This window comes from Stenotrophomonas sp. K-6, assembly GCF_056861555.1.
Map to the genome: position 1 here is coordinate 362617 of NZ_JBSPUC010000004.1, position 19781 is coordinate 382397.

The 19781-nt window shown below is 66.2% G+C and carries 16 protein-coding genes; 9 read left to right on the forward strand and 7 right to left on the reverse strand.

Going from position 1 to position 19781, the window contains the following annotated elements:
* The first annotated feature begins 162 nt into the window (after positions 1-162).
* Positions 163-384 carry a CsbD family protein gene (locus tag AC13F7_RS14595; RefSeq protein WP_483001692.1) on the forward strand — a complete coding sequence of 74 codons (222 nt, stop codon included), beginning with the start codon at positions 163-165 and terminating at the stop codon, positions 382-384.
* A gap of 101 nt (positions 385-485) precedes the next feature.
* Here AC13F7_RS14595 and AC13F7_RS14600 read toward each other — a convergent pair whose 3' ends face one another.
* A complete protein-coding gene (locus AC13F7_RS14600) occupies positions 486-1289 on the reverse strand; it encodes a hypothetical protein (RefSeq protein WP_481469315.1) in 804 nt (267 codons plus the stop codon).
* Positions 1290-1397: 108 nt separating this feature from the next.
* On the opposite strand from AC13F7_RS14600, the gene AC13F7_RS14605 reads away from it, so the two are divergent.
* The 4 genes from AC13F7_RS14605 to AC13F7_RS14620 all read left to right on the forward strand — a co-directional run bounded on the left by AC13F7_RS14605 (position 1398) and on the right by AC13F7_RS14620 (position 5795).
* Positions 1398-2687 carry a tryptophan--tRNA ligase gene (locus tag AC13F7_RS14605; protein ID WP_481469316.1) on the forward strand — a complete coding sequence of 430 codons (1290 nt, stop codon included), beginning with the start codon at positions 1398-1400 and terminating at the stop codon, positions 2685-2687.
* A gap of 81 nt (positions 2688-2768) precedes the next feature.
* Complete coding sequence (locus tag AC13F7_RS14610) at positions 2769-3098, forward strand: hypothetical protein (protein WP_121044217.1); 330 nt, start codon at positions 2769-2771, stop codon at positions 3096-3098.
* Between the two features lie 40 nt (positions 3099-3138).
* Positions 3139-4071 carry an MBL fold metallo-hydrolase gene (locus AC13F7_RS14615; RefSeq protein WP_483001695.1) on the forward strand — a complete coding sequence of 311 codons (933 nt, stop codon included), beginning with the start codon at positions 3139-3141 and terminating at the stop codon, positions 4069-4071.
* Positions 4072-4142: 71 nt separating this feature from the next.
* Positions 4143-5795, forward strand: a complete 1653-nt coding sequence (locus tag AC13F7_RS14620; protein ID WP_483001787.1) for a M28 family metallopeptidase — start codon at positions 4143-4145, stop codon at positions 5793-5795.
* A 161-nt stretch (positions 5796-5956) separates the two neighbouring features.
* Here the strand turns inward: AC13F7_RS14620 and AC13F7_RS14625 are convergent, their stop codons facing one another.
* Positions 5957-7324, reverse strand: a complete 1368-nt coding sequence (locus AC13F7_RS14625; protein ID WP_481469404.1) for an MFS transporter — start codon at positions 7322-7324, stop codon at positions 5957-5959.
* 144 nt (positions 7325-7468) lie between these two features.
* On the opposite strand from AC13F7_RS14625, the gene yedA reads away from it, so the two are divergent.
* Together yedA and rarD are read left to right on the forward strand one after the other, a co-directional pair.
* The gene (gene yedA, locus AC13F7_RS14630) at positions 7469-8371 is read left to right on the forward strand and encodes a drug/metabolite exporter YedA (RefSeq protein ID WP_481469320.1); all 903 of its coding nucleotides are present in this window, start codon (positions 7469-7471) and stop codon (positions 8369-8371) included.
* Complete coding sequence (gene rarD, locus AC13F7_RS14635) at positions 8368-9288, forward strand: EamA family transporter RarD (protein ID WP_483001697.1); 921 nt, start codon at positions 8368-8370, stop codon at positions 9286-9288. The genes yedA and rarD overlap by 4 nt, the downstream gene beginning before the upstream one ends.
* Positions 9289-10053: 765 nt before the next feature.
* Here the strand turns inward: rarD and AC13F7_RS14640 are convergent.
* The 5 genes from AC13F7_RS14640 to AC13F7_RS14660 all read right to left on the reverse strand — a co-directional run bounded on the left by AC13F7_RS14640 (position 10054) and on the right by AC13F7_RS14660 (position 17906).
* Complete coding sequence (locus AC13F7_RS14640) at positions 10054-12876, reverse strand: TonB-dependent receptor plug domain-containing protein (RefSeq protein WP_483001699.1); 2823 nt, start codon at positions 12874-12876, stop codon at positions 10054-10056.
* A gap of 442 nt (positions 12877-13318) precedes the next feature.
* The gene (locus AC13F7_RS14645) at positions 13319-14629 is read right to left on the reverse strand and encodes an ABC transporter permease (RefSeq protein ID WP_121044514.1); all 1311 of its coding nucleotides are present in this window, start codon (positions 14627-14629) and stop codon (positions 13319-13321) included.
* 10 nt (positions 14630-14639) lie between these two features.
* The gene (locus tag AC13F7_RS14650) at positions 14640-15800 is read right to left on the reverse strand and encodes an ABC transporter permease (protein WP_353085098.1); all 1161 of its coding nucleotides are present in this window, start codon (positions 15798-15800) and stop codon (positions 14640-14642) included.
* A 14-nt stretch (positions 15801-15814) separates the two neighbouring features.
* A complete protein-coding gene (locus AC13F7_RS14655; RefSeq protein WP_176990924.1) occupies positions 15815-16504 on the reverse strand; it encodes an ABC transporter ATP-binding protein in 690 nt (229 codons plus the stop codon).
* Positions 16505-16670: 166 nt separating this feature from the next.
* Positions 16671-17906, reverse strand: coding sequence for an efflux RND transporter periplasmic adaptor subunit (locus AC13F7_RS14660; protein ID WP_483001703.1), 1236 nt, complete (start codon positions 17904-17906; stop codon positions 16671-16673).
* Between the two features lie 205 nt (positions 17907-18111).
* Between AC13F7_RS14660 and AC13F7_RS14665 the strand changes: the two genes are divergently transcribed.
* The gene (locus tag AC13F7_RS14665; RefSeq protein ID WP_483001705.1) at positions 18112-19011 is read left to right on the forward strand and encodes an ABC transporter ATP-binding protein; all 900 of its coding nucleotides are present in this window, start codon (positions 18112-18114) and stop codon (positions 19009-19011) included.
* Positions 19008-19778, forward strand: a complete 771-nt coding sequence (locus AC13F7_RS14670; RefSeq protein ID WP_483001707.1) for an ABC transporter permease — start codon at positions 19008-19010, stop codon at positions 19776-19778. The genes AC13F7_RS14665 and AC13F7_RS14670 overlap by 4 nt, the downstream gene beginning before the upstream one ends.
* The last annotated feature ends 3 nt before the right edge of the window (positions 19779-19781 follow it).

The following is a 19781-nucleotide window of genomic DNA, read 5'->3' on the forward strand; positions in this document are numbered from 1 at the left end:
CGGCCTTTTTCATGTTCGCGCGATCGCAGGGTGGACGAGGTCGTAGTGAATCCATTCAAGCTCGTGAGCGTGTGTTTCATCGCCGCTTGACCGCATGCCAACGTGCACTGTCGCATTCTGATCCCACGGCGAGATGGCCGTTGCAATCAAGGATGCGAACCCATGAACAAAGACATCATTTCCGGCCAGTGGACGCAGCTCAAGGGCAAGGCGCAGGCCAAGTGGGGCGACCTGACCGACGACGATTTCAAGGTGGCCGAAGGCAATGCCGAATATCTGGCAGGGCGTCTGCAAGAACGCTATGGCTGGGCGCGTGACCGTGCTGAAACCGAGGTCCGCGACTTCGAAGCGGCCATGCGCAAGGATTATCCGGATTACCACTGAGTGGTGATCCAGTACGACGGATCAGCCGTCGGGGGTTGAAACCGGAACGGGCCGCGATAGCGGCCCGTTTTTTCTTGTGTCCTGCCCGGTATAGGCGGCGCTCAACGCTCGCCACGCAGCGGCGGCGGATCGGGCACGTAGCGGTTGGGGAACGCCTGCGGTTCATTCCGGGCGGGCGCCGGCTGCCGCGGAATGATGCCGCGCGCGATCAGATTGCGCTCGCTGTCGTAGCGGACCTGCACCTGCTGCGCCGGGTAGGGGGTGTCGCGCTCAAAAGCGGTGTTGCGCACGCGCGATGCCTCACGCTCGCCATGACCGGTGCCGAGCTGGGGTGCCGGTGCGGAGGAGCCGGTGACACGCACGCTTTCCAGTGAGGACGAGCGTGCCTGTGGGCGTGCCTTGGCATCGGCCGATCCCGCTCCCGCCGGGGCGACTGCCATGGACACCCGCCCGGCCTCATGGAAGACCGCCACACCGATCACGCCAATGTTGTCCGGGCGCCCGGTGCGGCCGGCGTAACTGCGCTCCGGATCGGTGAACACGAACTGGGCGACCTCCTCCGACGACTTGCGCCAGCCATGGATGTCCGTGGTCTGCCAGGGGTTGAGGACGTAGCCGGTCTGGCCGGGTGCGGCCACTTCACCGCTGATGGCATTGAGCCCATCCACCGAGAGCACCACCAGCACGCGCTCGGCGCTGCCGTTGCGCAGGCGCACGCTGTAACGGTGCCCCTGTTGCCCAGCCACCCAGCGCTGTGGGCCCTGGCGATACTGGGTCAGGGCCTTGCCGCTGTCGCGGTCGATCACCGTCAGGTGGACCGGACCGGTGTCGTAGCGCAGGGGGAGCCCGGGTTTGAAGCCGCACAGGGCCAGCACGGCCAGCAGGGGCAGGATCAGACGCTTCATGGCAGGGCTCCGCAGGGCAGGTGCAGTATCAAACGCACGGCCCAGGCAAACGGGGTTGAGCGTGGGCAGGTAAACTGGGGCGGTTCATTTGTCAGCACTGATTCCCCCATGACGACCCGCGTTCTTACTGGCATCACCCCCTCCGGCACGCCCCATCTGGGCAACTACGTCGGCGCCATCCGCCCGGCGATCGCCGCCAGCCAGGCCTCGGACATCGAGAGCTTCTTCTTCCTGGCCGACCTGCACAGCCTGATCAAGGCGCAGGAGCCTGAGCGCACCCAGCGCTCCACGCTGGAGATCGCGGCAAGCTGGCTGGCCTGTGGGCTGGACCCGGACAAGGTGTGGTTCTACCGGCAGAGCGACATCCCGGAAACCACCGAGCTGATGTGGTTCCTGACCGTGATCGCCAGCAAGGGCATCCTCAACCGCGCGCACGCCTACAAGGCCGCCGTGGACAAGAACCGCGAGGAGCAGTTGGATGACGACGCCGGGGTCAGCGCGGGATTGTTCATGTACCCGGTGCTGATGGCGGCTGACATCCTGATCTTCAAGGCCAACCGCGTGCCGGTCGGTCGCGACCAGATCCAGCACATCGAAATGGCGCGCGATTTCGCGCAGCGCTTCAACCACGTCTACGGCCAGGCGTTCTTCCCGCTGCCGGAGGTGGTGATCGATGAGCAGGTCGCCACGCTGGCCGGGCTGGATGGCCGCAAGATGAGCAAGAGCTACCACAACACCATTCCGCTGTTCGCCCCGCGCGCGGAGCTGAAGAAGCTGGTGTTCTCGATCCTGACCGATTCGCGTGCACCGGGCGAGCCCAAGAGCACCGAGGGTTCGGCCCTGTTCCAGATGTACCAGGCGTTTGCCACGCCGGAGCAGACCGCGGCCTTCGCGCAGGCCTTCGCCGACGGCATCAGCTGGGGCGATGCCAAACAGCAGCTGTTCGAGCGCATCGACAGCGAGATCACCCCGCTGCGCGAGCGCTATGACGCGTTGATGGCCGAGCCGGAAAAAATCGAGGCGCTGCTTCGTCGTCGTGGCCAGCAGCTGCGCGAACAGTTGGCCGTGCCGTTGCTCAAGCAGCTGCGTCACGCGGTGGGCCTGCGCGATCTGTCCACCGCCGGTGACGTGCCCAGTGAAGAAAGCGGGGCCGCACGCGCTGCACCGCCGCTGTTCAAGCAGTACCGTGAACAGGATGGCCGCTTCTACTTCAAGCTGCAGGCCAGCGACGGCACGCTGTTGATCCAGAGCGAGGGCTTCGATTCGCCGCGTGATGCCGGCCAGCTGATTGGCGTGCTCAAGCAGACCGAGCATGGCGACGGACTGCAGAGCGAATTGTTCAAGCTCGAGGCCGAGGTGGATGTCGTGCTCGCCGCATTGCAGGCACTGCGCGAGTAACCCCCGCCGCTGGCCGACGACCGGGCTATGGCATGATGCCCCTGCACGCCGCAGGGGCGTGTTCCTGCACGGGAGACTGCGATGGCCTGGTTGTCGTTGTTGTTGTTCCTGCCCTGGTTCGTGCTGCTGGGCACGCTGTACTGGCTGTTTCCCCGCCAGCCGCGTGGCACCGCGCGCCGCCTGTTCGACGGTGCCGCGCTGGTGCTGGCCTTCGTGCTGAGCATCCTGGCGATGCTGTGGGGCCATCACATCGGCGTGGTCCAGAACGATGCCGGACCCATCTGGCGACAAGTGCTCGCGGTGCTGTACGCGTACGGTGCGTTCCTGGCGGTGATGGTGGCCGCGGTGCTGCTGCGTGGGCCACTGCTGAGCGCGACTGCGACCAAAGCCGCATCGAAGCCGCTGCACTGATCGACGTAAGATGGAGGCGTTTCGCGCCAGGGAGGTGGTGATGCACGTCGACCCCAGCATTCATACGATCGACACCGCGTTCCAGCGCGATGACTTCGATGCCGCCTACCTGATCGTCGAGAACGGCCGGGCGGCCTTCATCGATTGCGGTACCGGTCTGGCCGTGCCGGCGATGCTCGCCGCGTTGACGCGCGCCGGCTGCACGCCGGAACAGGTCGACTGGCTGATCCTCACCCACGTGCACCTGGATCATGCCGGCGGTGCCGGCCTGCTGATGCAGCAGTTGCCCAACGCCACCCTGGTCGTGCATCCGCGCGGCGCGCCGCACATGGTTGATCCAACGCGGCTGATCGCCGGTGCCACCGAGGTCTATGGCGAAGCGGAAATCGCGCGCAGCTATGGGCCGATCCTGCCGGTCGCCGCCGACCGGGTCGTGATCGCCGAGGATGGGCACACCGTGGATCTGGCCGGCCGCCCGCTGCTGTGCGTGGATACGCCCGGGCACGCGCGGCACCACCTGTGTGTGTGGGATGCACGCAGCCGCAGCTGGTTCACCGGCGACACCTTCGGGCTGTCGTACCGCGAGCTGGACAGCGCGCAGGGGGCCTTCATCGTGCCGACCTCCTCGCCGGTGCAGTTCGATCCCGAGCCGCTGAAGCAGTCGATCGCGAAGATGCTGGCCTACGATCCACAGGCCATGTACCTGACCCACTACGGGCGCGTGGCACCGCCGCGGAAGCTGGCTGACGATCTCGTCGAGCAGATCGATGCGATGGTCGAGATCGGTCGCCAATGCGATGGTCGGCCGGATCGGCATCGCTGTCTGGTCGCAGCGCTGACCGCGCTCTACCTTGAGCGTGCGCAGGCCCACGGCTGCCCGGTCGACGATGAGGCGGTGACCCGGGTGCTGGCGATGGACATCGAGCTCAACGCCCAGGGCCTGGCCTGCTGGCTGGATCGCGACCGCCGCTAGTGCACGGTCACGAGGGTGTCACGTTACACTCTGGTGTCCCGTTTTCTGTCCTGGTGTCTGCCGTGAATCCGATGCGCATGCTGCTGCTGTCGTCCTGCCTGTTCGTGGGCGGCCTGGCCCACGCCGCCAATGACCTGCCCGGTGGCGGCATCGACCCGCAGGCCCTGTCGCGGCATGTGCGCATCCTCGCCTCGGACGAGTTCGAAGGCCGCGCCCCGGCCACACCCGGCGAAGAGCGTACGGTCCAGTACCTGATCGAAGAGTTCAAGAAGTACGGCCTGCAGCCTGGCGGCGTTGATGGCGGCTGGGTGCAGCCGGTGCCGATGGTGCGCGCACAGGTTGATGGCCCGGTGCGTGCGCAGCTGCGCCAGAAGGGCAAGCAACGCGCGCTGGCCAATGGCGAGGACGTGACCCTGCAGAGCCTGCGTCCGCAGGAGGCGGTGGCGATCAAGAACGCCCCGCTGGTGTTCGTGGGCTACGGCATCGATGCTCCCGAACGCCACTGGAACGATTACAAGGACGTCGACCTGCACGGCAAGATCGCCGTGGTGCTGATCAACGATGCCGATTTCGAGGCCGACCAGCCGGGCGCGTTCGATGGCAAGGCGGTGACCTACTACGGCCGCTGGACCTACAAATTCGAAGAAGCCGCGCGCCGCGGTGCGCAGGGCGTGCTGATCGTGCACGAGACCGCCCCGGCCGCGTATGGCTGGGCCACGGTGAAGAGCTCGGGTACCTCGCCGCTGTTTGATATCGAACGTACCCGCGAGCAGGCCCTGGCCCAGCACGTGCCGGTGCGTGGCTGGATGCAGCGCAGCCTGGCCGAGCAGCTGTTCCGCGACGCGGGCCTGGATTTCGAGGCCGAGAAGCGCCGCGCGATGACCCCGGCCTTCAAGCCGGTGGCCCTGGGCGATGCGCAGCTCTCGGTGGACTTCAAGCTCAAGCGTGAGCAGGTGATCACCCGCAACGTGGTGGCCAAGCTGCCGGGCGGCGCGCACGCCGATGAAGCGGTGATCTTCTCCGCGCATTGGGATGCCTTCGGTATCGGCCAGCCCGATGCCAAGGGCGACCGCATCCGTCGCGGTGCGATCGACAACGCCACCGGCGTGGCTACCGTGCTGGAGCTGGGCCGCGTCTTCGCCGCCGGCCCGCAGCCACAGCGCACGCTGTACTTCGTGGCGCTGACCGCCGAAGAAAAGGGCCTGCTCGGCGCCAGCTATTACGCCGCGCACCCGCTCGCCCCGTTGGACAAGACCGCTGCGGTGTTGAACATCGAGATGTTCAGCCCGGACGGCCCGACCCGTGATATCGCCTCGTGGGGCAAGGGCCGGGTCTCGCTGGAAGGCGACCTGGAGCGCGTGGCCAAGGCACGCGGCCGCACCTACTCGCCGGATCCGAATCTGGAGGCGGGCTTCTTCTACCGCGCCGACCACTTCGCCTTCGCCCGTCTCGGCGTGCCGGCGATCACCATCGGGCCGGGGCTGGACATGCGCGAGGGTGGGGTCGAGAAGGGCCGTGAACTGCGCGATGCGTATTTCGCCGCCTGCTACCACCAGGCCTGCGATGCCTGGACCCCGAGCTGGGACCCGAGCGGCCACGCCGCCGATACCCTGCTGGTCTACGACCTGGGCGCGGAGCTGGCCAACAGCCGTCGCTGGCCGCAGTGGGAAGAAGGCTCGGAGTTCCGCGCCGAGCGCGAGAAGAGCGAGTCCGCGCGCCGCTGATGCAGGGGTGGATTGCGGGATTGCCGCATCCGCCAGCAGAACCAAAGCCCCCTGAGTCAGGGGGCGGCCGCGTAGCGGCGGGGGTCTGGGTGCTGGTAAGAAGGGCCCGCGGTTTGCGCAGCAAAGCGTGGGGCGTCAGCGCGTATGCGATGACGCGGCCCCTACTTGCGCGTGCCATCGAGCCAGTTCGGGCCCTTGTTGGTCAGGAAGAACATGTAGACCACCAACGACACCGCGATGATCGCGGTGACATACACCGCGAACAGGTTCACCTGGCCGGTCTTCAGCGCGCCCTGGTACAGCAGCGGTGCAGTACCCCCGAACAGCGAGTTGGCCATCGCATAGCCGAAGCCCACGCCCAGTGCGCGAACATGGGTCGGGAACAACTCGGCTTTGACGACGGCGTTGATCGAGGTGTAGCCGGTCAGGATCACGAAGCCGATGCCCAGCACCAGGAAGGCCATGAACGGATCGTGCTGGTTGGGCAGCTCGGTGATCAGGTACCAGCTGTACAGCACACCGCCGACGCCGAAGAACACCAGCAGGCTCTTGCGCCCGACCATGTCCGACAGCCAGCCGCCGATCGGCTGCAGCACCATCAGGAAGGTCAGCACGCCGAGGTTGATGAGCGTGCCGGTCATGACGTCATTGCCCGCGAACGCACTCTGGATCATCTTCGGCCCATTGACCGAGTAGGTGTAGAACGCGACGGTGCCGCCGGCGGTGATCAGGAAGCACAGCAGCAGCGGACGCCACTGGTTGACGAACAGCTCACGCATCGAGCCGGAGGCCTTGGCACGGCCATCGCGTGCCGCTTCGATGGAATCGGACTGCAGGGATTCGTCCATGGTCCGGCGCAGCCAGAACACGACGATCGCACCGATGCCGCCGATGCCGAACGCCACGCGCCAGCCCCACGCGGAAATCTCCGGCTTGTCCCAGAAGGTCAGCATGCACAGCAGGGTCAACTGCGCGAGCACATGGCCACCGACGAGGGTGACGTAATGGAACGAGGACAGGAAGCCGCGACGCCCGGGAATGGCGGCCTCGGACATGTACGTGGCGCTGGTGCCGTACTCACCACCGGTGGCGAAGCCCTGCAGCAGGCGCGCGAACAACAGGATCACCGCCGCCCAGATGCCGATCTGCGACGCGGTGGGGGTGATCGCGATCATGAACGAACAGGCGGCCATCATCGTGACCGAGACCGTCAGGGCCAGCCGGCGGCCGTAGCGGTCGGCGAAGCGGCCGAAGTACCAGGCACCGATCGGACGCATCAGGAAGGTGGCAGCGAAGATCGCCCACACGTACATGGTGGAGTTCTTGTCGGCGGCCGAGAAGAACTGGGATTCGAAGTAGACCGCGAAGACCGAGTAGACGTAGACGTCATACCACTCGACCAGATTGCCGGCGGAGCCTTTCAGTGTATTGGAGATGGAACGCCGCAGGGCGGCCCGGTCGGAGGGTGCCGCGGTGGCGGGGACGGATGTACTCATACAGGGTAGGGGTCCTGGCGGGGAAGCGTTGATTGCTCTTGTTACCTTACCGCACGTCAAAAACCGGTGCGTGTCACGGATCACGATGCGGCCCGATGAAAACAGCGTGCCACCTCGACGCGTGCCGCGCCATCGGCAACGGCCTAGAATTCGTGTTCCCCCGCACCGTGGTGGCCCATGGCCGTCCTACCCGAATCCCCGTCGGTCGCTCCCCGCAGCGGCATGGTCATCCTGGCGCTGCTGCTGGTGTACGTGGTCTGGGGGTCCACCTATCTCGGGATCCGGCTGGCGCTGGAGGGTGGCGCACTGCCGCTGACGATGGTCTCCGGGGGCCGCTTCATCATCGCCGGCTCGCTGATGTACGCCGTGCTGCGCTGGCGCGGCTCGCCTGCCCCCACCAGACGCCAGTGGCGCAACCTGGCGATCATGGGCCTGACCATGCTGGTGCTGGGCAATGGCATGGTGGTGCTGGCCGAGCGCACGGTGTCTTCGGGGTTGGCGGCCACCGCGGTGGCCTCGGTGCCGCTGTGGATGGCCCTGTTCAGCGCGATGCGCGGGCAGAACGCCAGCCGCGGTGAGTGGCTGGGCATCGCGATCGGCTTCCTCGGCGTGGTCTGGCTCAACGCCGGCAGCAGCCTGACCGCCTCGCCGCAGGGCCTGATCCTGCTGCTGATCGCTCCGATCGGCTGGGCGTTCGGCTCGATCTGGGCGCGCGGACTGGATTTGCCCAGCCCGTTCATGACCGCTGCCGGACAGATGCTGTGCGGCGGCGCGATGCTGATCGTGCTCGGCCTGCTCAGCGGCGAACGGCCGACCACCTGGCCCAGCATGAATGGACTGCTGGCGGTGGCCTACCTGTGCATGTTCGGCTCGATCGTCGCCTTCACCGCGTACGTGTGGCTGCTGCACAACGTGCGCCCGGCGCTGGTGGCCAGCTACGCCTACGTCAATCCGGTGATCGCGGTGATCCTGGGCGTGATCATCGGCAACGAGCATTTCGGTGGGCGTGACCTGCTGGCGATGGCGGTGATCCTGGCCGGCGTGGTGGTGCTGACCCTGGCCCGGACGCGCACGAAGTGAGCCTGCCTGCACAACACAGCCTGCAGGAACAGCGCCGCGGCCTGGCGATCACTGCCTTCACCTTCACCCTGTGGGGCCTGGTGCCGGTCTACTGGCACCTGCTCAAGGCCGTGCCGTCGCAGCAGATCATCGCGCACCGCATCATCTGGAGCACCGTGCTGGTGGTGGCCTGGCTGCTGCTGAGCAACGGCCTGGGCTGGTGGAAGGCGATCGCGGCCCAGCCCCGCGCGCTGCCGACGCTGGCGCTGAGCAGCGTGGCGATTGCGTTCAACTGGGGCCTGTACATCTGGGCGATCAACGCCGGGCATGTGATCGAGACCAGCCTGGGCTACTTCATCAATCCGCTGGTGAGCGTGGTACTCGGCGTGGTGGTGCTCAAAGAGCGCCTGCGCCGCCTGCAGTGGCTCGCCGTGGGCTGCGCGGCCCTGGGTGTGGCATGGCTGACCTTCGATGCCGGAACGCCACCGTGGATCGCGCTGGGGCTGGCCTGTTCGTTCGGGCTGTACGGGCTGCTGCGCAAGATGATTTCGGTGGACCCGGTGGCGGGGCTTGGGATGGAGAGTCTGTATCTGTTCCTGCCGGCGATCGGGTTTGCGCTGTGGAGCGAGAACGGGCACGGCGGGGGGTTCTTCAGTGGTTGGGGCTGGCGCAACGATGCGCTGTTGATCTTCGGTGGTGCGGTGACGGCGTTGCCGTTGATCGGGTTTGCGTACGGGGTGAAGCGGATTCCGTTGTCGCTGGTGGGGATTCTGCAGTACATCGCGCCGAGTATCGGGTTGCTGTTGGGCGTGTTCTTTTTCCGCGAGCCGTTCGATACGGCCAAGGCGGTGGGTTTCGCGGCGATCTGGACCGGGCTGCTGCTGTTCATCGGCGACAGTGTGTGGCGGTCGCGGGCCGGTGGTGCGTTGAAGCGTTGAAGTCTTGAAGGCTGAAACGCCTGAAAGCGGGAGCCTTGGTTTGCTGGGCTGCTTGGCCAGGCGGGGTGTGGGTGGGTGCGCGGGACCCGCCGTGAACCCATCCATGGGGGCTCATATGCCGCCATCCATGGCGGCATATGGTCCCGCACACCCACCCACACCCCGCCTCCGACAGTGGGCTGGTGGCCAAGGCCAAGGCCAAAGCGAAAGGCGGCACGGCGCTGCGGCGCCATTGCTGCAGCGCCGAGCGTATTGATCCGGTGGAAGCATCGCCGGTCGAAGCGCAGCCAAGACGGAGCGCAGCCAAGCAGGTCGAGCGACTTGGAGCGGAGTCTGTGAGGCGAAGCAAAGCAACGCCGAGCCCATCAAGCTGGGCGGATCAACGCCGGGCAGATCAAACCCCGCAGCCGGGGTGCCGCATTTCCATTGCGCACCAGCCCACTGTCAAAGGGTGGGCACGGGTGGGTTGGCGGGACCGTATGCCGCCATGGATGGCGGCATACGAGCCTACATGGACGTACTTGCGGCGGGTCCCGCCAACCCACCCGTGCACGCCCAAGCCAGGGCGAATCCAACACTAAAGGCAGTTGCTCCAAGCGCTGTTGCTCCAAAGAGCTGTTGCTCTAAAAGCCATCGATCTAGAAGCCGTCGCTTCAAAACGGCAACGCAAAAAAAAGACGGCGCCCGAAGGCGCCGTCTCACTTCCACTCAGCGGCTTGGAGAGAGTAAGCCGCAGATCAGAAAAGGATGATCAGGCGAACCCGATCAGAAACGCTGCTGATACTTCATGTACATGTAACGGCCGATATCGAACCCACCGTAGTACGTGAAACTGCTGTTCGGCTGGCTGTACATGATCGGACCCTGATGGTCGAACACATTGTTCACACCCATCGAAACCGTGCCATTCCACGGCAGCACATAACGCACCTGGATATCGTGGAACGTGTTCGAACCCACCTTGTTGATGCCCTGGCGGCCCGTGTACGCCGAACTGAAGCCCGGATTGCTGCACTCCGTCGCGTACGCACAGTTCTCCTTCATGCTGGAGTAGTAACGCGCCGTCCAGCCCAGGCCGAAGTTGCCGAACTGATAATCCACATTGAGGTTCGACCGCACGCGGAAATTGCCTTCCCAACCCGTGTACTGACGCACCGGCGTGGTGTCGACGTTGTCGTTCTTGCGCTCCAGGTAATCCACGTACGTGGTGTTCCAGGAGACCGCGAACTTGCCGATCGCCAGCTCCGGCAGGCGGTAACGCACGGAGAGATCGTAGCCGGCCGTTTCCTGGTAGCCCGCGTTCAACAGCGTGCGGTCCAGACCGTTGACCTGACCGATCGTGCGGCCCGAACGGGCGCGCGTGAAGCGGTCGCACGCAGCGTCCACACCCAGCACGTAGCACTGGTTGAGCATGTCCGTGGCCGACTCACCGACGATCACGTCGTTGATGCGGATCTTCCACCAGTCCAGGCTCAGGTCCAGACCCGAGACGAACTCCGGGCTGTACACCACGCCCACGGTCCAGGTCTTCGCGGTTTCCGGCTTCAGTTCCGGATTGGAGCCCGAGCTGAAGTCCGTGCCACCCTGCTGGCCCGGCACCGTTGCGGCAGTGCCGTCTGCGGCGAGCTGGCGGAAGTTGGCCGGGACACCGTTGGCCAGGCAGCGTGCCAGCACCTGCGGGTTGTTGGCGGCCGCGCCGAAGCTGGTGTCGCACGGATCGGTGTACGAATCGCGCGTGCTGGTGGTGCCGCCGTACAGATCTTCCACGGTCGGTGCACGGAAGCCGGTGCCGTAGGTGGCGCGCACCAGCAGGCTGTCGATCGGCTTCCACTTCAGGCCGAACTTGGTGTTCGTGGTCGAGCCGAAGTTGTTGTAGTCCGAATAGCGACCGGCCATGTCCAGCGACAGCTCACGCGCGAAGGCCATGTCGGCCAGCAGCGGAACCTGCAGTTCCAGGTAGACCTCGTTGAGCGAGTAGTCGCCCTGGGTCGGCTGGCCGGTGGTGCCGGCGATCTGGCCGTTGCGGACCATCAGGTCCGGCGAGTAGCTGGCTTCTTCGCTGCGGTGTTCGACGCCCAGTGCGCCGAGGATGTCACCGGCCGGCAGGCTGAACAGCGAGCCGGAGATGTTCGCGCTGGCCACCTTGGTGGTGCTCTGCATCTTGTCGGTGAAGCGGGTGAACAGGAAGTCCTGCACGTCCTGGTTGCTCAGCGAACCCGGGCCGGTGTAGCCCATCGGGGCCAGCGGGTTCCACGGGGTGCAGCCGGCGATCACGCTGCCGACGCTGCCGCAATGGGCGACGTTGTTGGCATCCAGGAACGACGGGCCAACCGACTGGTTCACGTTCGGCTGGTACATGCTGCCCGTGCCGATGCGCTCGCCTTCATTGCGGTTGTACATGTAGCTGACGTTCCAGTCCCAGTACCGCGAACCGGTGTCGAAGCTGCCTTCCAGGCCCAGGCTGGCGCGCTTGGTGGTCAGGTTGTTTTCGGTGCCGCGCGGCAGCTCCTCGGTGCGGTGCGCAAAGGCAACGTCACGACCGAACGGATTGAACGCGCTGTCCTTGGACAGCAGCGCACGCGAACCGGTGCTCTGGTACGGGTAGCCGGCCAGCTGCTTGCTGGACTCGCGCTCGCTGTACAGCGCATCGGCGACCAGGCGCAGGTCATCGGTGATCGAGAAGCCACCGTTGGCGAACACCGACTTGCGCTGCAGACCGGTGAGCAGGCTCATGTTGGTCTTGGTGTTGGCGTCGTTGGCCTTGTCGGCCGGCTTGAAGTTGCCCAGCTGGGTCGGATCGCCGCCTGGGCCCACGCTGAGGTTGCTGCCGTTGACGGTCGCATAGCCCCACGGGGTGACGCCGCTCAGGCCGTCGGCGGTGTGGCGCGGACCGTTCGGGTACGCAGTGAACTCACGTGCGCCGCCCAGGACCGGATCTTCGTCGGTGTACTCGCCACCCACGGTGACCCAGCCACGGTCGAAGGTCTTGCCGAAGGTCGCGCTGTAGGCGGTCTTCTGGCCGTCGCCTTCGCTGTACTGGCCGACGTAGGCGCTGACTTCGGCACCGTCGAAGTTCTTGCGGGTGATGATGTTGACCACGCCGGCGATGGCGTCCGAGCCATACAGGGCCGAGGCACCGTCGGTCAGCACTTCCACGCGCTCAACGATCGAGGACGGGATCGAGGCCAGATCGGAGTAACCACCGGCGCTGACGCCCATGCGGCGGCCGTCGATCAGCACCAGGCTGCGTTCCGGGCCCAGGTTGCGCAGGCTCACGTACATGCCACCGAAGTCACGGCCCGATTCCAGCGAGGAAGCGCGGCTCATGCTCGGCGAACCGGCGGCGGTGACGTCCTGCAGGATGTCGGCGACGTTGACGTAGCCCTTCTTCTCGATCTCGGCGCGGTTCAGCGCGACGACCGGCTGGGCCGATTCAACGCTGGCCTGGCGGATGCGCGAGCCGGTGATCTCGATGCGATCGAGGTTGGTGGTGCCGTCATCGGCACTCTGTGCGAAGGCGGGGGCACTGCAGCTGGCGACAAGCGCGATGGCGATCGCGTTGCGCAGCGGATTGGTCTTCAAATACATCCGTGCGTTTCTCTTTCTCTGTAAAAACATTCGCCCGTTCGGGCGGCGTGGGGAACAACACACCACGACGTGGGGGGCGGGAGTCTAATGACTTTTCAAATTTTTTACTTTCATTTGAAAGCGAAAAAAGGGCTGTAAATGAATGATGGCTGACAAAAACGCGCATTCAGAGCAAACCTTTTTCACTTCGTCATGCGGCACACGAAAAAACGTCGCGCTGTGTTGGGCAGAGGCACCGATAGCGGCGAGGCGCGCGGCAACTTGAGCGCGTGCGTGATCGTGTCGCAGCGTGCGTACAGCTGCGCCTTTGCGTACGCACGCTACAACTAAACGCGCAATGAATACTGCAGGCAAAAGAAGAACCGCACTCTTGCGAATGCGGTTCCGGAGTTGCTATTTCGCGTGCGCGACCACGCGCACGCGCGTTGTTCAAACGTATCGCTCAGGTCTCACGCAACGCCGTGGTGATCGGCAGCCGCGCCGCGCGCAGCGCCGGGAACAGACCACCGACCAGGCCGATGCCGAGCGCCCACTTCAGGCCCGTCCACAGCAGCTGCGGCGACACCTGGAACTGGAACACCACCTGGCTGAAGTTGTTGCCCAGCGTGGAGACGGTGTAGTTGTTGAACACCAGCCACGCCACCAATCCACCGAGCAGGCCGCCGAGCAACGCCAGCAGCATCGTCTCCAGCATCACCGCGGTCACCACCGGCACGCCGCGGAAGCCGATCGCCCGCATCGTCGCGATCTCGCGCGCCCGTGTCGCCACGGCCGCATACATGGTGTTGAGCGCACCGAACACCGCGCCGATCGCCATGATCGCGCCGATCACCGTGCCCAGGATGCTGATCAGCTTGCTCAGGCCGCCGGACTGCTTGCGGTAGTAGTCACGGGTGGTCTCCACGTCCAGCTTCAGGCGCGGGTCGGCCTCCATGGCGTCCTTGAACTGCTTGAAGCCCGCCGCCCCTTCGGTGCGCACGTTGACCGACTGATACGCACTGCGGTTGTAGGTGGTGGACAACGTCTGGGTGTCCGACCATAACTCCGACTCATGCACATCGTTGGAGGCGAACACGCCCACCACCGTCCATTCCTGCTTGCCCAGCTGCAGGGTCTTGCCGATCTCCAGCCCCTCGAACTGCGCCTGCGCGCCCTTGCCGACCACGATCTCGCGCAGGCCGGGTTTGAACCTGCGGCCGGCGATGATGCGCACGTTGTCGCGCACGGCCCACGCCTGCTCGCCGACGCCGCGGAACTGCACGTTGGTATCGCTGTGGTCGCTGCGCGAGAGGAGGCTGATCACCTGCGACAGTTCGGCGGAGATCAGCGGCTTGCCGTCGCTGCCGCGGGCCACGCCGGGCAGGTTCTCGATCAGCGGCACCTGGTCGCGCATGATCACCGAGTTGGTTTCCGCCTGCGAGCCACCGCGCAGCACGATCGCCACGTCATCGCTGCCGCTGCGCTCCAGGGTGGCCTTGAAGCCATCGCCCATGGCCAGCATCGCCACCAGCACGCCGACCACGCCGGCGATGCCGACCACGATCACCGAGGAGGCGCCCCAGCGCTGCGGCAGGCTGGCGATGCCGATCCGTGCGGCTGCCAGCGACAAGCGGCCGCTGCGGGTGAGCACCAGCCACGCGGCCAGCAGCACGGCGATCGCCAGCACCATCCACCACGGCAGCACGATCCACACCACCAGGGCGACCAGCAGCGCCACCACGGTCAATACGTTCCACATCCAGTGCGTTTTCATGGGGGTCTCCTCAGCGCCCGGCCAGTGCATCGACGATCTTCAACCGCTGCGCGCGCAATGCCGGCAGCAGGCCCACCACGATCCCGATCACCGCCATCAGGCACAGCGCCACTACCCACGTCTGCGCCGGCACGCCGGGCAGGCTGATCATGCCCTGGCTGCTGGCGCTGATCACCGGCATCACGATCGAGGCCAGACCCATGCCGATCAGCCCGCCGAGCACGATCAGCAGCACCGATTCGACCATCACCAGCACCAGCACGGTGCCGTCCTTGAAGCCCAGTGTCTTGAGGATTGCCAGCTCCGGGATGCGCTCGCGCACCGCCTGGGCCATGGTGTTGCCGGTCAGCAGCACGAGGGTGAAGAACACCGCGGCCATGATGCCGGTGACGATCAGGCCGATATCGGCGAACTGCTTGGCGAAGGCCTGTGAGAACGAAGCCTCGGTCTGCGACTTGGTTTCGTGATCGGAGTTCAGCGACAGCGCATCGATCGCCTGGGCCACGCGCGAAGCGTGCGCGGGATTCTCCAGCTGCACGGTGTAGAAGCTGACCTGGTTCTTGATGTAATCGTTGGATTCGTCGAAGTAGCTCCAGTGCAGCAGCAGCTGATTCTCCGCACCGGCGTTGTTGCGGTCCTTGGCCCGGTAGATGCCGCTCAGTTCCAGCGGCCAGTCGTTGCTGCCCTTGCGCGGGAAGATCGTGGCCTGCATCGGAATGGTGTCGCCCACCTTCCAGCCGAAACGGGTGGCCAGGGCTTCACCGACCAGTGCACCGGTGCGGGTGTTCTTGAATGCCTCGGCCTGCTCGGGCGGCAGCTCGAACTCGGGGTACAGGTCCATGTAGTTGTCCGAGACCGAGAAGCTCGGGAAGAAGTTCTTCTGGTCCTGGTAGATGCCGCCGAACCACATGGCGTAGTTGACCTTGCGCACGCCCGGGGTGGCTTCGATATCGCGCAGCAGCCGCAGGGGCAGGCTCTGGGTGATCGAGAGCTTGGAGGAGACCACCAGCCGCTTGGCGCCTTCGATGGTGTCACCGCCGGAGTTGAACGCCACCCGGACCGAATCGAGCATGCCGAACAGCAGGAAGGCCGCCACCACCGACAACAACGTCAGCAGGGTGCGGGTCTTGCTGCGGAACAGCTGTGCCCAGACCAGCGAGAAGTATTTCATCGCCGCATCCTCCGTCAGTGGGCCGCTGGCGCGTCGGCCAGTTCGCCCTTGTCCAGGTGCACCGTGTGCGTGGCGTACTCGGCGGCCTTGGGATCATGGGTGACCATGATGATGGTCTTGCCGTGTTCGCGGTTGAGCTGCTGCAGCAGCCCCAGGATCTCCTCGGCGGACTGGCGGTCCAGATCGCCGGTGGGCTCATCGCAGATCAGGAAGGTCGGATCGGAAACGATCGCACGTGCGATCGCCACGCGCTGCTGCTGGCCACCGGAGAGTTCATTCGGGCGGTGGCTGCGGCGGTCGGCCAGGCCGACCAGGGTCAGCGCGATCTCCGCATTGCGCTTGCGCTGCGCTGCGCCCAGGTGGGTGAGCAGCAGCGGCAGCTCCACGTTCTTCTGCGCGGTCAGCATCGGCATCAGGTTGTAGAACTGGAACACGAAGCCGACGTGGTGGCTGCGCCAGGTCGACAGCTGGCCGCCGCTCATGCGGTCGATGCGCTCGCCTTCGATCTCGATCTCACCGCCCGTGGGCGTGTCCAACCCGCCGATCAGGTTCAGCAGGGTGGTCTTGCCCGAGCCGGACGGGCCCATCAAGGCGACGAAATCGCCGGACTGGATGTCCAGATCGATGCCGTGCAGCACCTGCACTTTCTCGGGGCCGCGCTGGTAGGTCTTGGTGATGTTGCGGAGCGAAACCAGGGTGGACATGGGTGGTTCTCCGTGGATCGGTAAGAAGGGGCATACGGCGCGCCCGGGCGAAGGCCCCGGGGTGTCGCGGTGACGGGCAGCGGCCACCGTGCGCGCCGTGATGGCACGAGGACATCGCACTTGCCGCGAGCATCAGCGTGGCTCGCGTACTGCAGTTCCTGCCCCGTCAGGGGGTTTCGGTAACCTTGCTGCCGTCGCGCAGCTCGGCCGGTGGTGTGGTCACGACGACCTCGCCGGCACTCAGGCCCCGGGTGACCTGGCGGTCGTTGTTGAGCGTGGTGCCCACGGTGATCGCGCGCTGTTCCACCCGCGCATCGTCCTTGACCACGAAGGCGACGGTCTTCTGCTCGCGCTCCACGATCGCCGAAGCCGGTACGCGCACGCCCTGCGGTTTGGCGGCTTCGGCGGGCTGGGCACTTTCCAGGAAGCTGACCCGCACGCCCATCTCGGGAACGATGCGCGGGTCCTTGGTCTTCAGCGCCACGCGCACTTTCACGGTGGCCTTCCCGCGGTCGGCGGTGGGGATGATCGCGATCACCTCGGCCGGAATCTTCCAGTCCGGGTAGGCATTGAGGGTGGCTTCGACCGGCATCTTCGGCTGCACACGGCCGATGAAGGATTCGCCGACCTCGACTTCGATCTCCAGCGAATCCATGTCCACGATGGTGCCGATGCCGGTCCGGGTGAACCCACCGCCCGCCGACAATGGCGAGACGATTTCGCCCGGCTGCGCGGCCTTGGCGGTGACCACGCCGGAGAACGGCGCGCGCACGATGTTGTTGTCCACGCCGAGGTCGGCGATCGCCAGCGAATCGCTGGCCACGGTGGTGTTGCGCTGGGCGGTGCGCAGCTGCGCGCGCAGGCTGTCGCGCTGGGCGATGGCCTGGTCGTACTGCGAGCGCGAGACCAGCTGCTGGCCGACCAGTGCCTGCAGGCGACCGGCTTCGGCATCGGCCTGGACGACCTGTGCCTGCAGACCGGCCAACTGGCTGCGCGCCGCCTCCAGTTGCGAGGCCGAGAGGCTGCGCTGGGCGTTGGCATCGATCGGGTCGAGCGTGGCCATCACCTGACCCTCTTCCACGCGCATGCCTTCCTCGATCATCACCTCCCGCACCTTGCCGGTGATCTTGGCCGAGACGGTGGCCATGCGCCGGGCGACCACGTAGCCGCTGGCGTCGAGCACCGAGCTGCTGGCGCCGCCCTGCTGGATCGCCACCACGGGCGCGGTGGTCACGGCGATCGGGCGCTCGCGACCGAGCACGAACCAGGCCAAGCCGGCCAACACAATGAGAAGGACGATCGCCAGCACGATCCAGCGGCCACGTCGCGGGGGCGACGGGGGCGGCGAACCGGCCTTGCGGTCGATGCGGAGTTCCTTGAGCAGTTCAGCGGATGCGTTCATCGTGAGTCTGGACGGGGAATCGGGCCGAGTGTGACCGCATCGGCGGCCGAGGGGCAAACCAGCGCGGTGGCCGGGGTGGTGCACAGCATGCCCGGCGGCTTGGCGCGGCGGCAGTGACAGCTGTCACCTGCATGGGCTGACGACGGGCACTGGGGCGGCCGCGGCCAGCAGTAGACGCTGTCGGTGTCCTCTCCGGGAGTCCGTCATGACCGAACCCACCGCTTCGCCCCTGGCCAGTCTGCACGACGTCCAGGCCCACTACGGTGATGTCGCCGCCCTGCAGGGCGTGAGTTTCTCGCTGCACCGCGGCGAAGTACTGGCGCTGCTCGGTCGCAACGGTGCCGGCAAGAGCACCGCCATCTCCCTGCTGCTGGGCCTGCGTCGTGCCGATGCGGGCCGCGTCGAACTGCTTGGCGGCGACCCGCAGGACCGGGACCGTCGCGGCGGCATCGGGGTGATGCTGCAGGCCACCGCGTTGCCACCGGTGCTGCAGGTACGGGAGCTGATCGATCTGGCGCGCACCTGCTATGCCGATCCGCGCTCGCTGGAGGACTGCCTTGCGCTGAGCGGGCTGACCGATCTTGCCCGGCGTCGGTATGGGAAGCTGTCTGGCGGTCAGCAGCGCCGCGTGCAGTTCGCCATCGCGGTCTGCGGCCGGCCGCAGCTGTTGTTTCTCGATGAGCCGACCACCGGCCTGGACATCCAGGCGCGGCAGCAGCTCTGGCAGGCGATCCGGCAGCTGGCGGCTGAAGGCTGCGGTGTCCTGCTGACCACGCATTATCTGGAAGAAGCCGAGGCGCTCGCCCAGCGCGTGGTGGTGATCGAACAGGGCCGGGTGCTGGCCGATGGTCCGCTGGCGCAGTTCCGCCAGCAACTGGCGCCGCGTCGCATCCGCTGCCGCAGCGCGCTGGAGGTGGAGGCGTTGAAGACCTGGCCGGGCGTGCGCGAGGCGGTCCGCGATGGCCTGCGCCTGCAGCTGCTGGCCGAACCGGCCGAGCCGGTGGTTGCGCGCCTGCTCGCCGAAGACCCGCACCTGCAGGAACTGGAAGTGCATGGCGGCGGCTTGGCCGACGCCTTTGTTGAACTGACCCGGGAGGCTGCATGAACACCGTGACGGAAACCGTATCCGCCATGCCCGCCCGCGCGCCCGCCTGGCCGATCTACCGTGCCGAGATCGTGTGCGAACTGCGCCGAGCCTGGCGCTACCCGGGCTTCGTGCTGCCGTCGCTGCTGTTCCCGGTGTTGTTCTATTCTTTGTTCGGTGTGCTGCTCGGTCGCGGCCAGGCCCCGGTCTATCTGCTCGCCACCTACTGCGTCTTCGGTGCGATGGCCCCGGCGCTGTTCGGCTTCGGCGTGCAGTTGGCGCTGGATCGTGAGGGCGGCCTGCTCACGCTCAAGCGCGCGTTGCCGATGCCGCCGCTGGCACCCTTGCTCGCGCGCCTGTTGATGGCCGTTCTGTTCGCGGTGCTGGTGGCGATGCTGCTGATCGCGGTGGCGACTGGCGCAGGTGTGGCCGTCACTCCGAGCGCTGCATTGCATCTGCTGGCGGTTGCGGCATTCGCCGCGCTGCCGCTGGGCGCGATCGGCCTGCTGATCGGTAGTCATGTCAGTGCCAACGCGGCCCCGGCGGTGGTCAACCTGGTCTATCTGCCGTTGGCCTTGCTGTCCGGGTTGTGGCTGCCGCTGTCGATGCTGCCGCCGCTGTTCGGCACCCTGGCGCCGCTGTGGCCGACCTGGCACCTGGCCCAGCTGGCGCTGCCAGCGGTCGGTCAGTCAGCGCAAGGCAGTGCCTGGGTGCATATCGCCGTGCTGCTCGGCATCACCGTGGTGGCGCTTGGGCTGGCACGCCGCCGTCTGCGGCGGATCGGCTGAAGT

What these genes read in the sequence shown, in the direction of transcription:
- AC13F7_RS14640 (WP_483001699.1), bottom strand. Translation starts at nt 12,876, where the DNA reads ATGTATTTGAAGACCAATCCGCTGCGCAACGCGATCGCCATCGCGCTT.
- AC13F7_RS14615 (WP_483001695.1), top strand. Translation starts at nt 3,139, where the DNA reads ATGCACGTCGACCCCAGCATTCATACGATCGACACCGCGTTCCAGCGC.
- AC13F7_RS14660 (WP_483001703.1), bottom strand. Translation starts at nt 17,906, where the DNA reads ATGAACGCATCCGCTGAACTGCTCAAGGAACTCCGCATCGACCGCAAG.
- AC13F7_RS14645 (WP_121044514.1), bottom strand. Translation starts at nt 14,629, where the DNA reads ATGAAAACGCACTGGATGTGGAACGTATTGACCGTGGTGGCGCTGCTG.
- AC13F7_RS14600 (WP_481469315.1), bottom strand. Translation starts at nt 1,289, where the DNA reads ATGAAGCGTCTGATCCTGCCCCTGCTGGCCGTGCTGGCCCTGTGCGGC.
- AC13F7_RS14610 (WP_121044217.1), top strand. Translation starts at nt 2,769, where the DNA reads ATGGCCTGGTTGTCGTTGTTGTTGTTCCTGCCCTGGTTCGTGCTGCTG.
- AC13F7_RS14650 (WP_353085098.1), bottom strand. Translation starts at nt 15,800, where the DNA reads ATGAAATACTTCTCGCTGGTCTGGGCACAGCTGTTCCGCAGCAAGACC.
- AC13F7_RS14665 (WP_483001705.1), top strand. Translation starts at nt 18,112, where the DNA reads ATGACCGAACCCACCGCTTCGCCCCTGGCCAGTCTGCACGACGTCCAG.
- AC13F7_RS14605 (WP_481469316.1), top strand. Translation starts at nt 1,398, where the DNA reads ATGACGACCCGCGTTCTTACTGGCATCACCCCCTCCGGCACGCCCCAT.
- AC13F7_RS14670 (WP_483001707.1), top strand. Translation starts at nt 19,008, where the DNA reads ATGAACACCGTGACGGAAACCGTATCCGCCATGCCCGCCCGCGCGCCC.
- yedA (WP_481469320.1), top strand. Translation starts at nt 7,469, where the DNA reads ATGGCCGTCCTACCCGAATCCCCGTCGGTCGCTCCCCGCAGCGGCATG.
- AC13F7_RS14655 (WP_176990924.1), bottom strand. Translation starts at nt 16,504, where the DNA reads ATGTCCACCCTGGTTTCGCTCCGCAACATCACCAAGACCTACCAGCGC.
- AC13F7_RS14595 (WP_483001692.1), top strand. Translation starts at nt 163, where the DNA reads ATGAACAAAGACATCATTTCCGGCCAGTGGACGCAGCTCAAGGGCAAG.
- AC13F7_RS14620 (WP_483001787.1), top strand. Translation starts at nt 4,143, where the DNA reads ATGCGCATGCTGCTGCTGTCGTCCTGCCTGTTCGTGGGCGGCCTGGCC.